Origin of the sequence: Nocardia sp. NPDC004168 (assembly GCF_040610355.1) — a bacterium.
GTDB lineage: Bacteria > Actinomycetota > Actinomycetes > Mycobacteriales > Mycobacteriaceae > Nocardia > Nocardia sichangensis.
Map to the genome: position 1 here is coordinate 1 of NZ_JBEXME010000056.1, position 15,871 is coordinate 15,871.

Consider the following 15,871-nt stretch of genomic DNA (forward strand, 5'->3'; position numbering starts at 1 on the left):
CGCAACCAACACGCCGGACCCGTCCGCGACTTCGCCGTCGGATCCAAGATCCGATACCCGGATTACCTACCGAACGTTGCCTGACGCGGCACTAGCTCATGGCGAATAGCTGGTTCCTCGTGAGGTGTCGTCCTGCGTGTCCGGAGCAGCTCATAATCATCCGACATGTGCCATGGCCGTCACAGGCGGATTGGCGGCAGAGCACCGGCAATCGCCACAGGGTATGAGCGCTCGAGGTCTGGTCGTCAGCCTACGAGCTTGTCCCTGCTGTGAAGCTCACGCCGTGTGCGTCAGGCCCGATCGGGGAGCCCTTCAGGGTCGGGCTCGGTCATGGGCGTTGGAGCTGCCAGCAACTGGCTGAGGCTGTCGGGCGCATACCGTGCCGGTCCGATCTGCTGCCTGCAGTGACCCGCTCTGTGGCGGGACGTGTCCAGGACAAGTTCGCGGGGTGGACCAGGCCGCGATGGGGCCGGGGTGGGCTTCGTGGGACACCGATCCGCCATCCCATCGGTGTCCGGCTTCCCTCGACATGGACTTACTCGCCGGCCAGGCCGTCGCCGAGTCCGAACCGAGTGCCGGTGTGTCCGCTGATGATGTACTGGATCTCTTCGCCGAATCCCAGCGCGCTCGACAACATCCAGTGTTGCCAGCCGCCTTCGACCCCCGGGTCGCCCACCACGGTCACCTGATCGGCACTGTCGAGCGCCAGCACGCGGCGGGGCCGACATTGACGATGCGACAGACACCCTCCCGCAATACCGCCATGACCCGTTCATCCTCACAGTCCGCGAAACGCGCAGAACCTATCGGAGCACCTGCGGGCGACTCCTCACCGTGGGGCTACCTCTCCTTCACTGACGAACCACATCGCTCCGGGCGCCCCCCGCAGTACGACCACAACGATCGCATGCCCGGTCGGCTTCGAACTGCTGGGGCTGGTCGCACAGCTGGATCTACTCGGGCCGAGGGAGGGCTCCGCGACGTTGACTGTTGCCGGTTGGCAGGTGCGGGAGAAGTGGGTGCCACGGTTGAGGCCGGGTGCTGGAGTTGATCACGGGCGAGCATTTCGGCGAGACCGGCGTGGTCGTCTGCCACCAAACAAGTGTCCTCGCCGCAACCTCAGTACCTCCTGGAAACTTGCATCCATCAACGCCGACCGCGTCCATGCCGACGTCGCAGCGTTTCCACCAGTCGGGCAGGTAGGAATGGAATCCACTGTGCCCTACATGATTTACGCCACTTCATGGTGTTGAATATCGATTCCGGAGAAAAAGTCGGCTTCTTTTATCATAGGCTGTCCTGTTAGGCAGCCAGGGGAGCATGCCGCGATTTTGCACCACCGCCGAAGTGCCGCGGACCCCCCTCGACTGTTGGGAGGAGTAGCGCGGGAAGGGGTACCGATTGCCTAACCTGGGAGTATGCCACTTAGCCCAAGAGATTCACCTGGTCTGAACGCCATCATCCAGGCCCGTGTGTCGAAGGTGGGTAGCACAAGACCGAACGTTCGCCGCAGGAACGGATCGCGTGGGGCCGCGCAGAGTGCGCGCGATTCGGGTGGACTGCCCGCAAGGTCATCGACGAGGGTACAGTGAGTGCGACGCGCCACGCTCGTAAGGACCGACCGGGACGGGAAGAGTTGCGCCGTGAGTTGGAGGAGGTAGCTCATCGGAAGAAGCGCGGGCAGGCCTCGGGTGGTGTTCTGGTGAACTGGTCCTCGTCGCGAGCCAATCGCAAGGTGGGCGACATGGCCGAACTGCGGGAATTGTGTGCGGAATTCGGCGTGTACTGGTACTACGGCGGCGTGCTCTACGACATGAATGACCCGGATGATCGTAAGAGGGTCGCGCAAGATGCGGTAGAGGACGAGGATGCGCCGGAACGGAATCGGTTGGACGCGATGCGCGCGTTGGCCCAGAATTTCGTCGAGGGCAAACCGCACGGTGCCGAAAGTTTCGGATTCCGCATCGTCTACAAGCGGGGCAAGGCTGTCGATCGGGTGCCGTGCCCGGAGTACGGGCCCATCGTTCGTGAGATGGCCCGGCGTGCACTTGCTGCACAGCCACAGCATTCCATCGGTCGATGGCTCACTATCAACGAGGTTCCGGTGCCGGGCCACGACCGATCGTTCCCGTGCCCTTGGTGCTTGGTCAAGGACGGACATCGGTTATCAAGAAGGTCGACAGGCGGACCTGCCCGTGCCCGAAGAGATGGCGCACGCAGTGGGATGGTGACATGGTCAAGCGCCTTCTGCTGCGCGAGGCTCTGGCAGGTTTGCGCGTCCGCGTGGATGAAAACGGGAACCGTCTGACGGTTGAAGGGACGTGGGAGGGCTGATCTCGGTCGAAGACCACGAGCGACTGAAGGCGATTCTCCACGATCCGCGGCAGGTTCATCGCCGCGGAAGTGAGTGTAAGTGGTTGTTGTCGGGGATCCCGCGCTGTTGGAAGTGCGGCGGGAGAGTCGTGGGCGTTGGACCGCGAGAGGGTCATAAGCGGTGCTACATCTGTAAGCCGAACCATTGTGTGCGGCGTAATGCTGAGCTCGTCGAGGCGGTCGTGCAAGAAGCGGTGTTGTGTCGCTTGGAGGATCCGACCTTACTTCAGGCACTTACACGGACTGATGAGGATGCGCTCGCCGCTCTGGCGGAGGCCCGTACGCTCAGAGAGTCGTACCAAAAGTGGTTGAGTGATGCCATCGATGCGGATTTGGCGCCTTCGGAGATCGCGATGTACAAGGCGAAGAAGCTGCCGATAATCGAGGCGGCCGAAGGGCGTGCGCAAGCTGCGTTGCCGATGCCTCATGTCGCTGCAGCCGCTGGGCCTGACGCTCGTGCTAAATGGAATGATCCTGAGCTAACGCCGTTGAAGGCGAAGCGCGACATCATCCGGGCCTTGGTCGGCGTTACGATCTTGTCTGCCCGCGGAAACCACAAGGGTTTCGGTGTAAAGGCCAGTGTGGACTCCATCCGCATCGACCGCTTGATCTCTTGATCAATAGCTTCTTTGGGTGATCCCATGGACGCAATCGGTTCCATGATGGGCTCGGGTGGCGTAGGGCCCCACTCACTGGCTCCGCGGGGGTCTTCGTGCTGTCGCGGCCGTGGCAAGGCCTTGAGCTATCCAGATTTGCCGGAGTGCGAAAAACTCGTACGCCTCAGTGTGATCTAGCACTTGAGGCGCGATCTGCTCATTGGTCTTCGGCATAGCCGCCTTGCCACCATCAGCGAAGTACCGAGAGTTGGCGTTTGGAGAGGGGACCGATGAGTCGCTTCTGGACCTCATCGAGGTAGGCGAGTTCCTCGTCGGTCCATTCGCGCGAGTGATCGGTGTTGTCACGCATACCGAGCCGCCAGGTTGCGTCGGACCGCATAGGGTGCTGTAGCAGTGCAGCGGATCTTGCAAGGTGATGTGAGTGCTGGGACAAGAACGCCAGCATAACTGCAGGGGACAGTTTGCAGCATGAAGTCACCTCTTTCGTGACCCGTCTGCTGATTCTCCCGACATCTATTGAAGCGCACCTTTGTTGCCGCGCGCCACCTCTCCTCTTCACAGGCAACGGGAGTCGTGCCTGTCAGCAGCTACTTCAGGTGATGTCGGGCGCTCGTGTCGCGTTCGGCTGAATACTGTTTCTGGCCCATACTTGGTGATCGTGAGGTCGCGTGATGGTCAGTGGCTGAGCAGGATTCGTTTGCGGACTAGGTCGGGGTTCGCGCGGCCGACCATTTGCCGTTTGAGCATCTTGATGCGGTTGACGTAGCCTTCGACGGCGCCGCTGTTCCAGAGCAGGGTCAGACCGGCGGTGACCGCGGCTTGGTCGCGGCGCAGGCCGCGGACGAAGGAGTGCAGGGCGGGCTGGTCGTCGGCGGTGACAGCGGCCATCCAGCCTTCGAGGTCATTGCCGCGTAGCCCGCGCATGAGGGGTGACGAACCCGCGGACGTGTCCGGCGAGGGCATCGAGTTCGGGGCTGGCGGCCAGGATCGCGTCGAGCCGACGCTGGTCGGCGGGGTCGATCCGGGAGGGTTTGGTCATGATCCAGGCGGTGACTCGACGAACCGATGGTGGTGGGGGTGGTGGTGCCGGGATGTGGGCGGTGGTGCGGAACGGCTGCAGGTAGGCGCGCACGAGGTTGGCTTGTCCGCGGTAGCCGCGGGCTTTGATCTCGGCGAACAATCGGGCGGCGTTGGTGGTGCCCTGGTTCCATCGCTGGTGCAGGTAGGGCATGAACTCGTCGAGGACACTCTGGTCGGTGTAGCCGGTGCGGTTGTGGACCAGCAGTTCCTCCGGTGAGGCGGCGCGGGCGAAGCGGCGGATCGTGCCGCGGGCCAAGCCCAGTTCGCGGCCGATGCTGCGCAGGCTGTGTCCCTGAGCCAGCAGGGGGTGGACCTGGGCATAACGCTCGCGGGTTCGGACCGGGGTCCGATCGGCACGCAGATGCGGTTCGACAGGGCCGTGCGGCAGGGCCGCCGCGATCTGGGCTTCGAAGCACTTGCGCGGTCCATACGGCGTGGTGATGGTGGCCGCGTATTTGCGGGCCATCTTCGACACCGTGTACCGGTGCTTGTTGGCCAGAGTTTTCAGCAGCGAGGTTTCCATTACCCACAACAGCCGGTAGAGGCGGGCCACGTTCCCGGCCAGCAGGTAGTACTGGACGATGCCCCGCCATTCCGCCCCGTAGACGTTGACGATGGTGTGGTCGTCTTCGTTGAGCAGGTCGGGCCTGCGCTCGCGTTTTGCCGCGCGGAAGGTATGGGGCTTGTTTTGCCTTGATCACCGGTGTCGAGCGAGCTCAGTCGGTGACGGGTGGTGACGATCACTGCGCAACCCGGATTCGAGGGGGATGGACATCACCTGATCGGCATCCCGGACGTTATCCAGCACCAGCAACACGCGTTTCCCCTGGTTCGCCCCCGGTACAGCCCCGTCCGCTCCGCCAGACTCGCGGGCATTACCTCGCCGTCGCTTTGTAAATGCGACAACAACCAATCAACCAGGTCCTCCGGTCGGACCGACTGCAGACCGGGGGTGTCGCCATCGAGATCGAGGTAGACGCAGCCATCGGTGAAAGTGGAGACCAACTCGTGGGCAGCGCACAACACGAGCGCGGTCTTCCCGACGCCTACCATGCCCCGGACCAGGCACACCTGTGCCGAGCCCGGTCGAGCCCCGTCCGACGCGAGCCTCGATCTCGACACCAATGCCGACAGCACGGTGTCCCGGCCGACGAGCCGGGGCACAGGCGGCAGACCCGGTTCGCGAAGCGGTACGGTGCTGATCACCGCCGCGGGCTCCTGGACCGGCGCCAGCGCGAACAGCTTGCCGCCCGCGTCGAGTACCTGCTCACACGTGGCGACGAATTCCGCGCTGATGACCGCTGGCCGTTCTCCATGCGGCTGATCACCGACTTGTCCAGGTGCACGAATTTGCCCAGCTCGCTCTGCGTCATGTTGCGCTGCACGCGCAACCGTTTGAGTTCGCGACCGAATGTCCTCCGAGCCGTCGGCGAGTCGGGTGGCCTGCCCTGTGGAGTTGCGGGTTGCGGTCCACGCGCAATCCCACAACCCTCCTACACAGGCTCGGATCAATGGAACTGGCTAGGGCCTGTCCTGTAATTCATCGCAACCAGAGCACGATCGCAGCGATGGTGAGTTCTGCCTGGTAGTAGGCGGCGCGTTTGGCGTAACGGGTGGCCAGGCCACGGAACTGTTTGAGCCGGTTGAAGCAGCGTTCGACCACGTTGCGTTGCTTGTAGACCTCGGGGTCGAACGTCGGTGGCCGGCCACCGGCCGAGCCCCGCGCGGTGCGGCGAGCGATCTGATCATCGCGTTCGGGACTGACGAACCGCACCCGCCGTCGCCGCAGCGCGGCCCGTGTCGAGGGGTGGGAGTAGCCCTTGTCCGCGATCACCACATCCAGCCGCATGCGTGGCCGGCCGAGCCCGGCACGGGCCACGCTGCTCCCGTCCAGCAGCGGCAGGATCTGCGGGTTGTCCCCGGCTTGACCGCCGGTGATCAGCACCCGCATCGGCAGGCCACGGCCATCGACAGCGAGGTGGATTTGGTGCTCAGCCCACCTCGGGACCGCCCGAGTGCTTCTCCGGCGACGCCGACGGTGCCCCCTTTTTCCGGGCGCCGGCAGCATGCTGATGGGCCCGCACCACGCTCGAATCGACCGAGACGATCCATTCGACCTCGCCGATCGAGTCGTCTTTGACGATCACTTCGTCGAGGATCTTCTGCCAGGTCCCATCAGCGGTCCAGGTCCGTAGCCGCTCGTGCGCGGTTTTCCAGGGCCCGTAGCGTTCGGGCAGGTCACGCCATGGTGCGCCGGTGCGTAGTTTCCACAGGATCGCGTTGATCACCTGCCGGTGATCACGCCACCGCCGTCCACGTCCCGAGACCGGCAGCATGGGCTCGATCCGAGCCCATGCCTTATCGGTCAATTCACCACGACCAACCACACCTGACAGCTAACACCAACCACCACAACGAATTACAGGACAGACCCTAGTGTCAGGCGCGTCCACTCTCGCCAAGCGCGTGTCGGCAGCCAAGAGGAGAAAGGGTAGAAATCGGTGCGACGCAGGGTGTGAAGCCGCTGGTTCTGCGGCAACGCAGCGACACCTCGCTGGCCCGGACAGACGCACTCTGGCGGGGGCGATCCGATCGGTGAACGTCCTCGCCATCTGTCAGTACGTGCGGGAGGTCGCGGTGATGATCGGCGGCCGGGGGCGCTGCGGTGGAAACCTGCGTCCGACACCGCCTGGCACGGGAGCGCTCTCGAGCGCTGGATCGGCGCTGTGGGAACGGATTCGCGCGGAGCTGCAGTGACCGGAATGGCGCCCGCATCGGCGAGTAGACCCGCAGCCGACCTGTCGTTGACCGGCGGCGATTCCGGCAAACGGTTGTCGCAGTACTAAAGAGTGCTAGTCATGTCGGAGCACGAACGAGCGAGGAGGGAGTACAGTGTGGTTTCGGTTTCTAGGCCGGTGGGATATCCACGACCACAGGGGGCGTGGGTTGTCGAGTGGGGTGTTGAATGGTTCGTCGTTGAAGTCGCCCATGACCAGGACAGGGGTGGTGGGTCCGTCGACTTCGAGGACGCGTCGATGGAAGTAGGCGAGTATTTCGCCCACGATGACACAGTAGCGGGTCCGGGTCTACGGGTGACGGGCTTATGGAGCACCGGCCGAGGCTGACTTGAAGTTTGTGGTGCGGCCTGTGGTGTTTTTGAGGCTGACGGTGATGATGAGGTGATTGCCACAACCTCCTTGGTGAGGGTGAGCAGGCCTTCGGTTTCACCAGCCGGAAGCGCGCAGCCGTGAGGATATGGATGTTCTCCGAAGAACAGGAAGAACAGTTGGAGCAGCTGCGGGCGTTTCCGGAGATCACCAGACACGAGCCGATCAAGTTCTTCAGGTTGACGCAAGCGGATCTAGGCGTTCGTGGATCCGCGGCGTCGTCGTGGGCTGGCCATCACAGGTAGGGTGAAGCGCCCAAGCATCATCGCGCTCAGAAATAGGCAGAAAGAACAGTTCCACCATGCACCCTTTGGCTTGAGAGGCGAGTAAACATGTTCGGCGGAGAAAAATTTTCTTTGGTAAAACTTATGCTTGACGTAAGAAGAAATCTGCTCGATCAGATTCCGCTGGCGGGCCGTGTGCTCTTCTCTGAGCCGCCGAGGTCCGCCGCCTCATTTGCGCGGCGGGCATCTGGTGGGCTGATGGAAACAGATCACTCCGGTGCGGAGTCGATAATCAATTCTTCACTGAAGGCGAATAAGTACAATTATACTCACGATGTAATTGATCTGGAACGTATCGACCCCGGTATTGTGGGCGGGGATATACTCAATGCGGGTGAAAAAATTCTCGACCCTGTCAAATTCCGGGAACTTGACGAGCTTTTTCGAAAGCTTGACAAAATTGGAAAGGGAGACGATAGCAGCGGTTGCCGATCAAGAAGTTACATACAACGAGTGCTCCGCCACACCATGAGCATTCAGAATTTTGATCGTTCCCCCGCTCTGGTGAGTTCAAATTCCATACGAAGAGTCGTCGAGGCGGGTGGCCTGGAATTGCATGGCCTGAATCTGGGATCCGACTACTTGCAAGGCCCTAGGGGTGGGACCGGGCTCGTGGCTTGGGGGATGCACGCCACAACAAACAAGGAGCGTGCGCGCAGCTGGGCCGGAAAATCTGACGTACTGGCACACATGGTCTTGCTACCCGGCGCGAGACATTCAACATTTCAAAATCTACAGACCGAAATGGAACTGCTGAGAGAAAAACTTGCTCAGCAGGACAAGCTCGACTATCGCCATATCAATGAACGCCTCAACAATGGTGGTGACATGAAAGACTTGAGTAAAGATATAAGCGATCTCAAACAGCGGATAGAGAGCCGAGATAACGTGCTCACCGATGTCTCTGTGTATGCGACCCTGCGAGGAGATATCGATGCCTACCAGCTTGATGGGCCGGTCGATAATCTCGAACACCAAACTTTCGGGAGTGGACACGGCTTCGGGAGCGGAGATGGCTGGATCGTGCTCAATCGGTCGTGGTTGGCGGTAGTGCGATAATGTTTGGTCCCATCGACTGACCGTATTGCTCATCGCCTCGGAGATCCGGAAGATTGACGCACCGTCGGTTGCGAACGGGTTGAGGCGAAGAAGGTAGCCCTGCGACACCGCGGGATTTGATGGGCGAGGAGAACATGAGATCCGTGCGGCAGTGACTTCAGATATGGTTGAAGCCAGCTTCTGGTCGCGATATGGCGCGAGATCACCTGAGCCGGGCCGTATCTGCGATAGGTGGTCGACACGGGTTGCTTCGGCTCAGCAGCAGATGCAAGCGCTTTCGGCAAGGATGCTCCGATACTGCACACAAGGGATGCGGCCGATTTTGCGCCTACATAAGCTGTTTCGGTTGCTTGTCGGCGTTCAAAAATCCCAGGTAAGCCGGTTTCCGTTCACGTAATCGGACAGCGTCGCGTTCACGTAATTCCCCAGCGGGAAGGCGAACGCGACTGGTTGGTCCTCGCAGGAGTTGGCTGCTCCCATCCGATGAAGGTGATGGGAGCCTGTATTGGCGAGGAGAACGTTCGACGTGGTCGACATCGTCGAGATCTTGGTTCACTGGCATGCGGGTCGTTCGGAGAGCCGGATCGCGGAAAGCTCTGGGCTGGACCGCAAAACAGTGAAGAAATATGTGGACCCGGGCCCTCGCGGCCGGGCTCGCTCCGGGTGGGCCGCAGCGGTCGCCGGCGGAGTGGAACGAGTTAATGCGGAAGTGGTTTCCGCAGATCGCGGACACGAAGGTGCGTCAGATCACCTGGCCGGAGATCGAGCAGCATCGCGACTTCATCGTCGCGATGACCAAGGCCGGGGTGACCCGGCAGACGATCTGGCAGCGATTGCGTGAGAACACGGGCTGATCGCGTCGGTGTCCTCGCTCAGACGCTATATGGACGACAATCTGCCCGAGGAGTATTTGCGGGCCCAGGTGACGGTGCTGCGGCAGGACCCGCCCGCGGGTGAGGAAGCCCAGATCGATTACGGGTACCTGGGTTCGTGGACCGATCCGGCGGGCGAGAAACGCCGCCGGATCTGAGCGTTCGTGATGGTGCTGGCGACCTCGCGGTTCATGTTCGTGCGCCCGGTGCTGACCATGGATCAACGGGCGTGGATCGAGGCGCATGTGGAAGCGTTCGCGTTCTTCGGTGGCGTCCCGAAGCGTCTGGTGCAGGACAATCTGCGGACCGGGGTCGTGCGGCCGGACCAGTATGACCCGAAGATCAACCGCTCCTGTGCCGAATTGGCGCACCACTAGGGCACTCTCGTCGACCCCGCCCGCCGAGGGCAGCCCAGGACAGACCGCGATGCGGTCATAGGGTGGCGGCAAGGCCGTCATAGAAACCCTGTGTCGAATCGCGCGCCATCCGGCCACGATAGTGACACTGGAAGACGGGTACCTCGATATTCGGCATGAGCGAGCATTCGAAAGTCTCTGCCGACACAGGTGGTGTTGGCGGCTGGTGGGCAGCCAAGCGAAGATATCTCCATGGACCACGTAGTCGATCTGGACCAGGCCGCTGCCGAGATCACTTCGCGTCTCCCTGCCTGGACTGCGTCCGGGCTCCTACCCGGTCCGCTCACTTGGCGAGACGCGACCGCGCCCTGGCCTCAGCCGCTGGAGATCGAACGGGCTCTCATCACCCATCCGGACTCGGTCGGAGTGCGCATCCAGGGTACTGACGAATGGAACGTTCTGGAAATCGTCCTCTTCCGCGGTGGGTGGGCAGATCTCGATGCCCTGGCCAACGGCGAAGTCGCCACGGAATGCCCGCAGATCACCAGCCCAGAGGAGTTCGGCGCCCTGCTCGACTCTGCGATCACACGCTTCATGGACACCGGTCGGACACCTGCCGCCTGAGGACACGCGACCAGGCCGGGCAGAAGGCCCGGCCGGATCCCGCGATCATCCGCGGTGAGGCAGCTTTGCTCTCGCTGCTCTCGGTTTCGTGGTCAAAATCGGGAACTTCGAGTTCAGGCCGTGACAGCCGGAGCACAGCAGGTTGGCCCCGGCTGAGCTTAGGCGCGGAGATGTCGGTCCACTGGACCGGAACCGGGCCATGTGGCTGCAGCTGCACTGGCGTGTGCGTTGGTGTAGCCCTCACCGGTACGCTCGGCGATCAGCAGCCAGGACGACTTCGCCGCGAGGTAATGGCGGCTGGTCTGCCATGTGTCGCGTGGCAGCTGGCGGCGGAGGTGAGCTAATACCCCCGTGGTGATGCCATTGCCCCATAGGCTCTTTTGTAACATCGAGATTGCCGATGTGGCCGATGCGGCACTGATGGCTGATCAGGTGGCAGACTTTCCCGACCCGCCACACCTGCTGACCAGAGTGTCAGAGCGTGATCGAGCGGGAGTTGGTCGCGGAGCCCTCTGTAATCAGGGGTCCGTAGGGCTCGTAACGCACCACTCGCCGCACCCGCCACTGCCGCTAAGCGCGGCGCGGATTCAGCTTCGGCAGAAACTGATGCGCCGGCCGCGGCCACAAATAGCCCGCGAACCTCTCCTCACCGCAAGGGTTCTTCTCATCCCGCGCTGCATCCTCGTCCGCTATCGTCATCCCCGCCGTCCCTCGATTGCCTTTGAGCATTTGCGCCGCCCGGCACCGACAGCCTCCGGGTTCGTCTCGATACCAAGGTTCTGCGACACCCAAGATCGGCATCCGCCGCCGACGCGGAGCAGTATGTCAGCCAGTTGTCCATGGCTCACCAGCGAGCTCGCCGAACGCCACCCAGTCACAGCTGGCGAGGTGGTGCTCGTCGACGAGCGCAACGTAGCGAGTCTCTTGAATGAGCGGCCGCAACTCCCGACCCTCGTCGTTGAAAGGCGGTCTCACCAGCTCACTGCGCACTTCTACTAGGCCAGCGTCATGGCTGGACGCACTCACCAGCAGTAAGCACCCGAGTAGCACCCATAGATAGGACAGCGACCCGGCCCCTCATCAACCGACGTGGAGGGAGCCGTTTCTAGGATCGGGCCCGGCCATTGTCAGACCTGCCCGCCGCGGACCTTGGTCCGGCCGCCTATGCCGAGGCCATCCGTCGTGACCCCGCCCGGCTGGGCAGGTGATGGCTGGCCCTGATCGTGGAATGGCTCAGGTCATTGGAGACGGACTCTAGGCGACGGAGGAGGGCGAGGTGAGCGGCCGCGACGTGGCCTGGATTGCCCGCTTGCGTCATTAGGCGGTCGATGGCGTCGGCCACATGGTCGGGCTGTTCGAGAATCACCGAGTGCCCGGCGCCCTCGACCATCACGAGGTCGGAGTACTCGACGGCCGCGGCCATCGCGACCGAATGCGAGGGCGGCGTCATCAGGTCGCCGGTGCCGCACAGCACGAGCGTGGGGATTCGCGAGAGAATTGCGAGCGCGTCGGTCCGGTCGTAGACCATGAATTCGCTCAGGAAACTCGCCATTGTGACGATCGGCGTCTCGTTGCGCATCGCGTTGGCAAGCGCCAGTACCCGCGGGCTGGTCTTGCGATCGCCGTACTCGGCGGTACGGATGACGGGGGCGAAGAGTTTGCACGCCAAGAGTTTCGCCTGGTGCATCAAGCCCGGAGCGCGGCGGACGGCCGCCTGGAACGCGGAAACGGCTGGGTTACGCAGGAGCCGGCCGATGCCCGCGTCGGCGAGCCCGCTTGCGGCGGTCGCCAGGAGTGCGACGCCCACGATACGATTGCCGATCTCGTGCGGGAGCCGTGCGGCGTAGGTCAGCACGGTCATGCCGCCCATCGAGTGGCCGACGAGGACGACCGGCTCGGTGGGGGCGATCGCGTCGAGAACGTCTTGCAGGTCGCGGCTGAGCTGCTCGAGGTTGTAGGTCTTGCGGCATGCCGCGGCGGAATCACCGTGTCCGCGGTGGTCGTAGCGGACCACCCGGGCGTCCGGGTATCGGCGCAGCAGCGCGTCGCGGACGTAGGTCCAGGACTCGGTGTGCAGGCAATGGCCGTGTAGGAGAACGACCGTGAGGTCGGCGTCGCGCGGACCGCACTCGCGAACCGCGAGAGCGACACCGTCTCTGGTCGAGACCGTGACACGCCGTTCCGCTACGGTAGGAGTGGTTGTGCAGATCGACATGGACAGCTCCAGTTCGTTGGCGGGACGTGTTGCACTTTCCGCTTGTTCGCCACCGGCAACAGACTCCGAGAGTGAGGGTCGGTTCCCGAGGCGGAGCCGATGCCACCTAGCGGCCATCAGAATGGTTTTCTGGGTGGTGCTGGGAGTCCGCCTGCGCGGCCGGCTCCCTTGTCGGCCTACCCGGCGCCGTTGTCGGGGGCGGTTAGGCGGTTGGGGTTACGGTGTTGTCACCGATGTTCTGCTCGCTGCACGACAATCATCCTTATCGGATAGGTATCGGACCCACATCGGTCATTCGCACCGGCATATGCCCAAGTCGGGCTACCTATCCGGTCGGTGTGTGTTGGGTAGGATTTCTGGCTGGTGGGTTTGCGCAGTCCAGCCCCGGCGTGGCCGACTTATTTGTCGGCCTTGCCCTGCCCCCGCGTTTCGATGTGAGTACTCACTTTAATTTCAATCCCCTATCAATCCCAGCTCGAGAAAGATCAGCTATCGCTTCGCAACTGCACTCCGACACCCGAGCCGGTCAGAATGCGCATCAACCGCCCGGAACACCCAGGCCCCCGCCCAGGGCCGTGGGTGCAGATACTGCTGCCCGCCGACCGTGGCCGCGCGCGCCGCACTCTGTACATGCTCGACGGGCGCGGCGTCCCCGAGAACGCCAGTAGTTGGACGCAGCACGGACATGCGGTGGAATTCTTCGCCGACAAAGACCTCAACGTCGTGCTCACTACCGGAGGTCCGACCAACCTCTACACCGACTGGCAGCGCCGCGATCCTGTCCTGACACCCGGCCTTTACTCCGTTGTCGCCGCCCACAGCGGCTGCTACACCGTCGCATCCGGCGCCGGTCAAGCCCAAGCCCGCGCGATTGTGAAGACCTACGGCGGCGACCCGGACAACATGTTCGGCACACTCGCCGACCTCGACTGGCGCGCCCACGACGTCCTCACACACGCGCAAGCCCTGCGCGGCACCAGAATCTACCTATCCAGCGGCAGCGGTATCCCTGGCGAGCGCGACGTACCCGGCCAAGTCGAGCTTCCCGTCGCCATCACCATCGGAGGCTCCCTCGAAACCGGAGCCCACGAATGCGCTCGAGCCTTCGCCACCCGGCTCACACAACTACAGGTCCCCGCGACACTTAACCTGCGACCCGCCGGCACCCACTCCTGGCCCTACTGGACCGATGAACTCTCCCGCCCCTGGCCCACCAACACCAAAGCGCTCTGCACCCGCTGACGCAAGCTTGTCTCGCTGAAGATGTTTCCAGCGGTTTCCCTCAGCAGCCCAACCGCCACCCGCCCCACCTGCGGGGACTCATGTGGTGATCGCGTGCTCCTTGGCGTACTCAGCGAGCTGGAGATCGAATGACGGGGCGCTCGAAAGCATCCACACGTCGCCGGTGGACTTCACCACCACGATGGGGCCGGTTCCAGGTGTCATCGCGTCCTCGATGTCTCCGGTTTCGATGTATCGCAGGGTATTCCACCCGAACGTGTAGCACCAGCCGTGGTCTTCGACCGTCGAATACAGGGTCAATGCTCGCCGAGAGCCTGAGAACGATGCCAGGTATCGCGCCGCGAGTTCCCGAGCCGTCGGCTCCTCCATGCCCACCTTCTCTCAGTTGGTCCGTAACAGGCGCAGTTCGGCGTAACCATCGATATTGGCCCAGCCACCATGCTGGCCGTCCACGTAGAAGACCCGGCGCTTGCGGTTGATCACGTTGAACGTATGGGTCGCCACAAGCTTGCCATCCACATCCCGACGAATCCCGTAGATGATCCCGCGCGCCTCCGGGCCAGCGGACAACATTGTTTTCTCGATCTCGGCAAAACCCGCCACCGGCTGAAACCGGTTACGAGTGCCGACCGCCTTCAATAGGTCATCCGGCCACCGCCAATCATCCTCGGCCGACTTCGGCCGCTTGATCGCCGTGACGTACTTACCGGCCAGCCGCCGGTCGACTGCGACAGCACAAGATGCACAGTTGTGCCGAAACCCCCACTCCCCAGTGCTGAAACCCGGATTGATCCCGCGCAGTTCGGGAAAAATCTTCAAAAATTCGCGCGTACCGTCCGTGATCGGCTTACCCGCTACCGCAGCACCCGGAGCCATGTCCAACATTCCGGCACCGCCGGGGTCGACAGGGTTACGCGTGCCGACTATCGGTAAGTTGAATCGACCCGGGCCTCGAGCATCTGCATCCATCACCCGCTGAACCGTTTCGGTAATCTTCCCCTCAGAGCCATCGGTGGCTCTCTTATAGCCCTCACGTGCTGCCCTCTCGAACGACTCTGCCAGCGTACGAGAGATACTGATGATCAGCCGAGTCAACCCCGAATCGCTCATGCCGACGCGCCTCAACACTCTCCAATCCATCCCGCTAATGCCGGTTCCGGGTTCCCCACCCACTATCCGATACCGGCTGTAGGAGATATGGGCGTCGAGGTGCAGGTACTCGGTGATGGTGTTGTATGGTTCCGCCGCCGCGGCGGCTTCGCCGTGCTCGATATAGGCGTTGACTACTGCGTTCAGCCGTCCTGGGGAGGTTCGCGCCGACTTGGCGGGTGGACCGGGAGCCGCCCCGGTCCACCCCCTTGAGATTCAAGCCGGTTGACGGCCCATGTCCTAGATCGAACTTCGGGTTGTTCTCCATCGTCGGGCCAGTGTTGAAGTGGCCGGAGAGCAGGGGTGTCTCTCGTACCCCTTCGGAGTTCAAGTCGACCCAACGGCTCAAGCCGCCCTAGTACTGCAACGGCACTCGGTTCGAGTATCGTTCCGGCGTGGTCGTGGATGTTCTTGCAGTGGAGTTGGTTCGGCTGTGTACTCGGATCGGGGGCCGGTTCACCCGGTCGGAGCCGCGGGGCGGGTGTGGGAGCATGTGACCGGGCTGGTCCGGGGTTGGAGCGTAAGAACGGGTGGACGCTGGCCGAGTGGGCCGGTGAGGGGAGCTGAGATGCAGCGGTTGCTGCGACCGGGCGGACTGGGGCGTCGACAGGGTTCGTGACGATGTGGGCGGCTATGTGGCCGAGCGGCTCGGTGATCGGGATTCGGTGTTGATCGCCGATGACACGGGGTTCCTGAAGAAGGGAGTCTGTTCGGCAGTGCAGCGTCAGTATTCCGGCGCGTCCGGGGGCTTGTCCGTAAATTACTGTCGGAGTTGGTCTTTGAGGCGGTGAGGGGGGTGGCGGCGGGATGCTTGGGTATGTGTGTCCACGAAA

At 62.8% G+C, this 15,871-nt stretch carries 17 protein-coding genes and 1 pseudogene; 9 read left to right on the plus strand and 9 right to left on the minus strand.

Going from position 1 to position 15,871, the window contains the following annotated elements; all coding sequences use genetic code 11:
- Positions 1 to 535: 535 nt before the first annotated feature.
- Positions 536 to 712, minus strand: a complete 177-nt coding sequence (locus tag ABZW96_RS36400; RefSeq protein WP_355081294.1) for a hypothetical protein — start codon at positions 710 to 712, stop codon at positions 536 to 538.
- Positions 713 to 1,744: 1,032 nt separating this feature from the next.
- Between ABZW96_RS36400 and ABZW96_RS36405 the strand changes: the two genes are divergently transcribed.
- Together ABZW96_RS36405 and ABZW96_RS36410 are read left to right on the plus strand one after the other, a co-directional pair.
- Entirely contained in the window at positions 1,745 to 2,308 is a 564-nt protein-coding gene (locus ABZW96_RS36405) for a hypothetical protein (protein ID WP_355081296.1), read from the plus strand.
- Between the two features lie 373 nt (positions 2,309 to 2,681).
- Positions 2,682 to 2,990, plus strand: a complete 309-nt coding sequence (locus tag ABZW96_RS36410; protein ID WP_355081297.1) for a hypothetical protein — start codon at positions 2,682 to 2,684, stop codon at positions 2,988 to 2,990.
- Between the two features lie 675 nt (positions 2,991 to 3,665).
- Here the strand turns inward: ABZW96_RS36410 and ABZW96_RS36415 are convergent.
- The 5 genes from ABZW96_RS36415 to ABZW96_RS36435 form a co-directional block, all read right to left on the minus strand.
- Entirely contained in the window at positions 3,666 to 3,878 is a 213-nt protein-coding gene (locus ABZW96_RS36415; RefSeq protein ID WP_355081298.1) for a hypothetical protein, read from the minus strand.
- 13 nt (positions 3,879 to 3,891) lie between these two features.
- Positions 3,892 to 4,710 (minus strand): group II intron reverse transcriptase/maturase, encoded by an 819-nt coding sequence (locus ABZW96_RS36420; RefSeq protein ID WP_355081318.1) that lies wholly within the window; start codon positions 4,708 to 4,710, stop codon positions 3,892 to 3,894.
- Between the two features lie 562 nt (positions 4,711 to 5,272).
- Positions 5,273 to 5,551, minus strand: coding sequence for a helix-turn-helix transcriptional regulator (locus ABZW96_RS36425; RefSeq protein WP_355081319.1), 279 nt, complete (start codon positions 5,549 to 5,551; stop codon positions 5,273 to 5,275).
- Between the two features lie 59 nt (positions 5,552 to 5,610).
- Positions 5,611 to 6,138 carry an IS5 family transposase gene (locus tag ABZW96_RS36430; RefSeq protein ID WP_355081300.1) on the minus strand — a complete coding sequence of 176 codons (528 nt, stop codon included), beginning with the start codon at positions 6,136 to 6,138 and terminating at the stop codon, positions 5,611 to 5,613.
- Complete coding sequence (locus ABZW96_RS36435) at positions 6,062 to 6,406, minus strand: IS5 family transposase (RefSeq protein ID WP_355081321.1); 345 nt, start codon at positions 6,404 to 6,406, stop codon at positions 6,062 to 6,064. The genes ABZW96_RS36430 and ABZW96_RS36435 overlap by 77 nt, the downstream gene beginning before the upstream one ends.
- A 1,163-nt stretch (positions 6,407 to 7,569) precedes the next feature.
- Here ABZW96_RS36435 and ABZW96_RS36440 point away from each other — a divergent pair.
- The 5 genes from ABZW96_RS36440 (at position 7,570) to ABZW96_RS36460 (ending at position 10,432) form a co-directional block, all read left to right on the plus strand.
- A complete protein-coding gene (locus ABZW96_RS36440; protein WP_355081301.1) occupies positions 7,570 to 8,580 on the plus strand; it encodes a hypothetical protein in 1,011 nt (336 codons plus the stop codon).
- A 701-nt stretch (positions 8,581 to 9,281) separates the two neighbouring features.
- Positions 9,282 to 9,434 (plus strand): hypothetical protein, encoded by a 153-nt coding sequence (locus ABZW96_RS36445; RefSeq protein WP_355081303.1) that lies wholly within the window; start codon positions 9,282 to 9,284, stop codon positions 9,432 to 9,434.
- Positions 9,435 to 9,442: 8 nt separating this feature from the next.
- Positions 9,443 to 9,610: a hypothetical protein gene (locus ABZW96_RS36450; RefSeq protein WP_355081305.1), complete on the plus strand. Its 168-nt coding sequence runs from the start codon at positions 9,443 to 9,445 to the stop codon at positions 9,608 to 9,610.
- Between the two features lie 6 nt (positions 9,611 to 9,616).
- Positions 9,617 to 9,829, plus strand: coding sequence for a hypothetical protein (locus ABZW96_RS36455; RefSeq protein WP_355081307.1), 213 nt, complete (start codon positions 9,617 to 9,619; stop codon positions 9,827 to 9,829).
- Positions 9,830 to 10,060: 231 nt separating this feature from the next.
- Positions 10,061 to 10,432 carry a hypothetical protein gene (locus ABZW96_RS36460; RefSeq protein WP_355081309.1) on the plus strand — a complete coding sequence of 124 codons (372 nt, stop codon included), beginning with the start codon at positions 10,061 to 10,063 and terminating at the stop codon, positions 10,430 to 10,432.
- 1,162 nt (positions 10,433 to 11,594) lie between these two features.
- Here the strand turns inward: ABZW96_RS36460 and ABZW96_RS36465 are convergent.
- Positions 11,595 to 12,647 carry an alpha/beta hydrolase gene (locus ABZW96_RS36465; RefSeq protein ID WP_355081311.1) on the minus strand — a complete coding sequence of 351 codons (1,053 nt, stop codon included), beginning with the start codon at positions 12,645 to 12,647 and terminating at the stop codon, positions 11,595 to 11,597.
- 531 nt (positions 12,648 to 13,178) lie between these two features.
- Between ABZW96_RS36465 and ABZW96_RS36470 the strand changes: the two genes are divergently transcribed.
- Entirely contained in the window at positions 13,179 to 13,889 is a 711-nt protein-coding gene (locus ABZW96_RS36470) for an esterase family protein (protein ID WP_355081313.1), read from the plus strand.
- Positions 13,890 to 13,967: 78 nt separating this feature from the next.
- Here the strand turns inward: ABZW96_RS36470 and ABZW96_RS36475 are convergent, their stop codons facing one another.
- Positions 13,968 to 14,258 carry a YrhB domain-containing protein gene (locus tag ABZW96_RS36475; RefSeq protein WP_355081314.1) on the minus strand — a complete coding sequence of 97 codons (291 nt, stop codon included), beginning with the start codon at positions 14,256 to 14,258 and terminating at the stop codon, positions 13,968 to 13,970.
- A gap of 12 nt (positions 14,259 to 14,270) precedes the next feature.
- A complete protein-coding gene (locus ABZW96_RS36480) occupies positions 14,271 to 14,999 on the minus strand; it encodes a toxin glutamine deamidase domain-containing protein (protein WP_355081316.1) in 729 nt (242 codons plus the stop codon).
- Positions 15,000 to 15,433: 434 nt separating this feature from the next.
- Here ABZW96_RS36480 and ABZW96_RS36485 point away from each other — a divergent pair.
- Positions 15,434 to 15,784, plus strand: a pseudogene (locus tag ABZW96_RS36485) (transposase); the annotation flags it as partial.
- Between the last annotated feature and the right edge of the window lie 87 nt (positions 15,785 to 15,871).

Excerpts from the sequence above, each read along its gene's own strand:
- ABZW96_RS36405 (WP_355081296.1), top strand. The coding sequence starts at position 1,745 with ATGGCCGAACTGCGGGAATTGTGTGCGGAATTCGGCGTGTACTGGTAC.
- ABZW96_RS36415 (WP_355081298.1), bottom strand. The coding sequence starts at position 3,878 with ATGGCCGCTGTCACCGCCGACGACCAGCCCGCCCTGCACTCCTTCGTC.
- ABZW96_RS36430 (WP_355081300.1), bottom strand. The coding sequence starts at position 6,138 with ATGCTGCCGGCGCCCGGAAAAAGGGGGCACCGTCGGCGTCGCCGGAGA.
- ABZW96_RS36435 (WP_355081321.1), bottom strand. The coding sequence starts at position 6,406 with ATGCTGCCGGTCTCGGGACGTGGACGGCGGTGGCGTGATCACCGGCAG.
- ABZW96_RS36440 (WP_355081301.1), top strand. The coding sequence starts at position 7,570 with ATGTTCGGCGGAGAAAAATTTTCTTTGGTAAAACTTATGCTTGACGTA.
- ABZW96_RS36445 (WP_355081303.1), top strand. The coding sequence starts at position 9,282 with ATGCGGAAGTGGTTTCCGCAGATCGCGGACACGAAGGTGCGTCAGATC.
- ABZW96_RS36460 (WP_355081309.1), top strand. The coding sequence starts at position 10,061 with ATGGACCACGTAGTCGATCTGGACCAGGCCGCTGCCGAGATCACTTCG.
- ABZW96_RS36465 (WP_355081311.1), bottom strand. The coding sequence starts at position 12,647 with ATGTCGATCTGCACAACCACTCCTACCGTAGCGGAACGGCGTGTCACG.
- ABZW96_RS36470 (WP_355081313.1), top strand. The coding sequence starts at position 13,179 with ATGCGCATCAACCGCCCGGAACACCCAGGCCCCCGCCCAGGGCCGTGG.
- ABZW96_RS36475 (WP_355081314.1), bottom strand. The coding sequence starts at position 14,258 with ATGGAGGAGCCGACGGCTCGGGAACTCGCGGCGCGATACCTGGCATCG.
- ABZW96_RS36480 (WP_355081316.1), bottom strand. The coding sequence starts at position 14,999 with ATGAGCGATTCGGGGTTGACTCGGCTGATCATCAGTATCTCTCGTACG.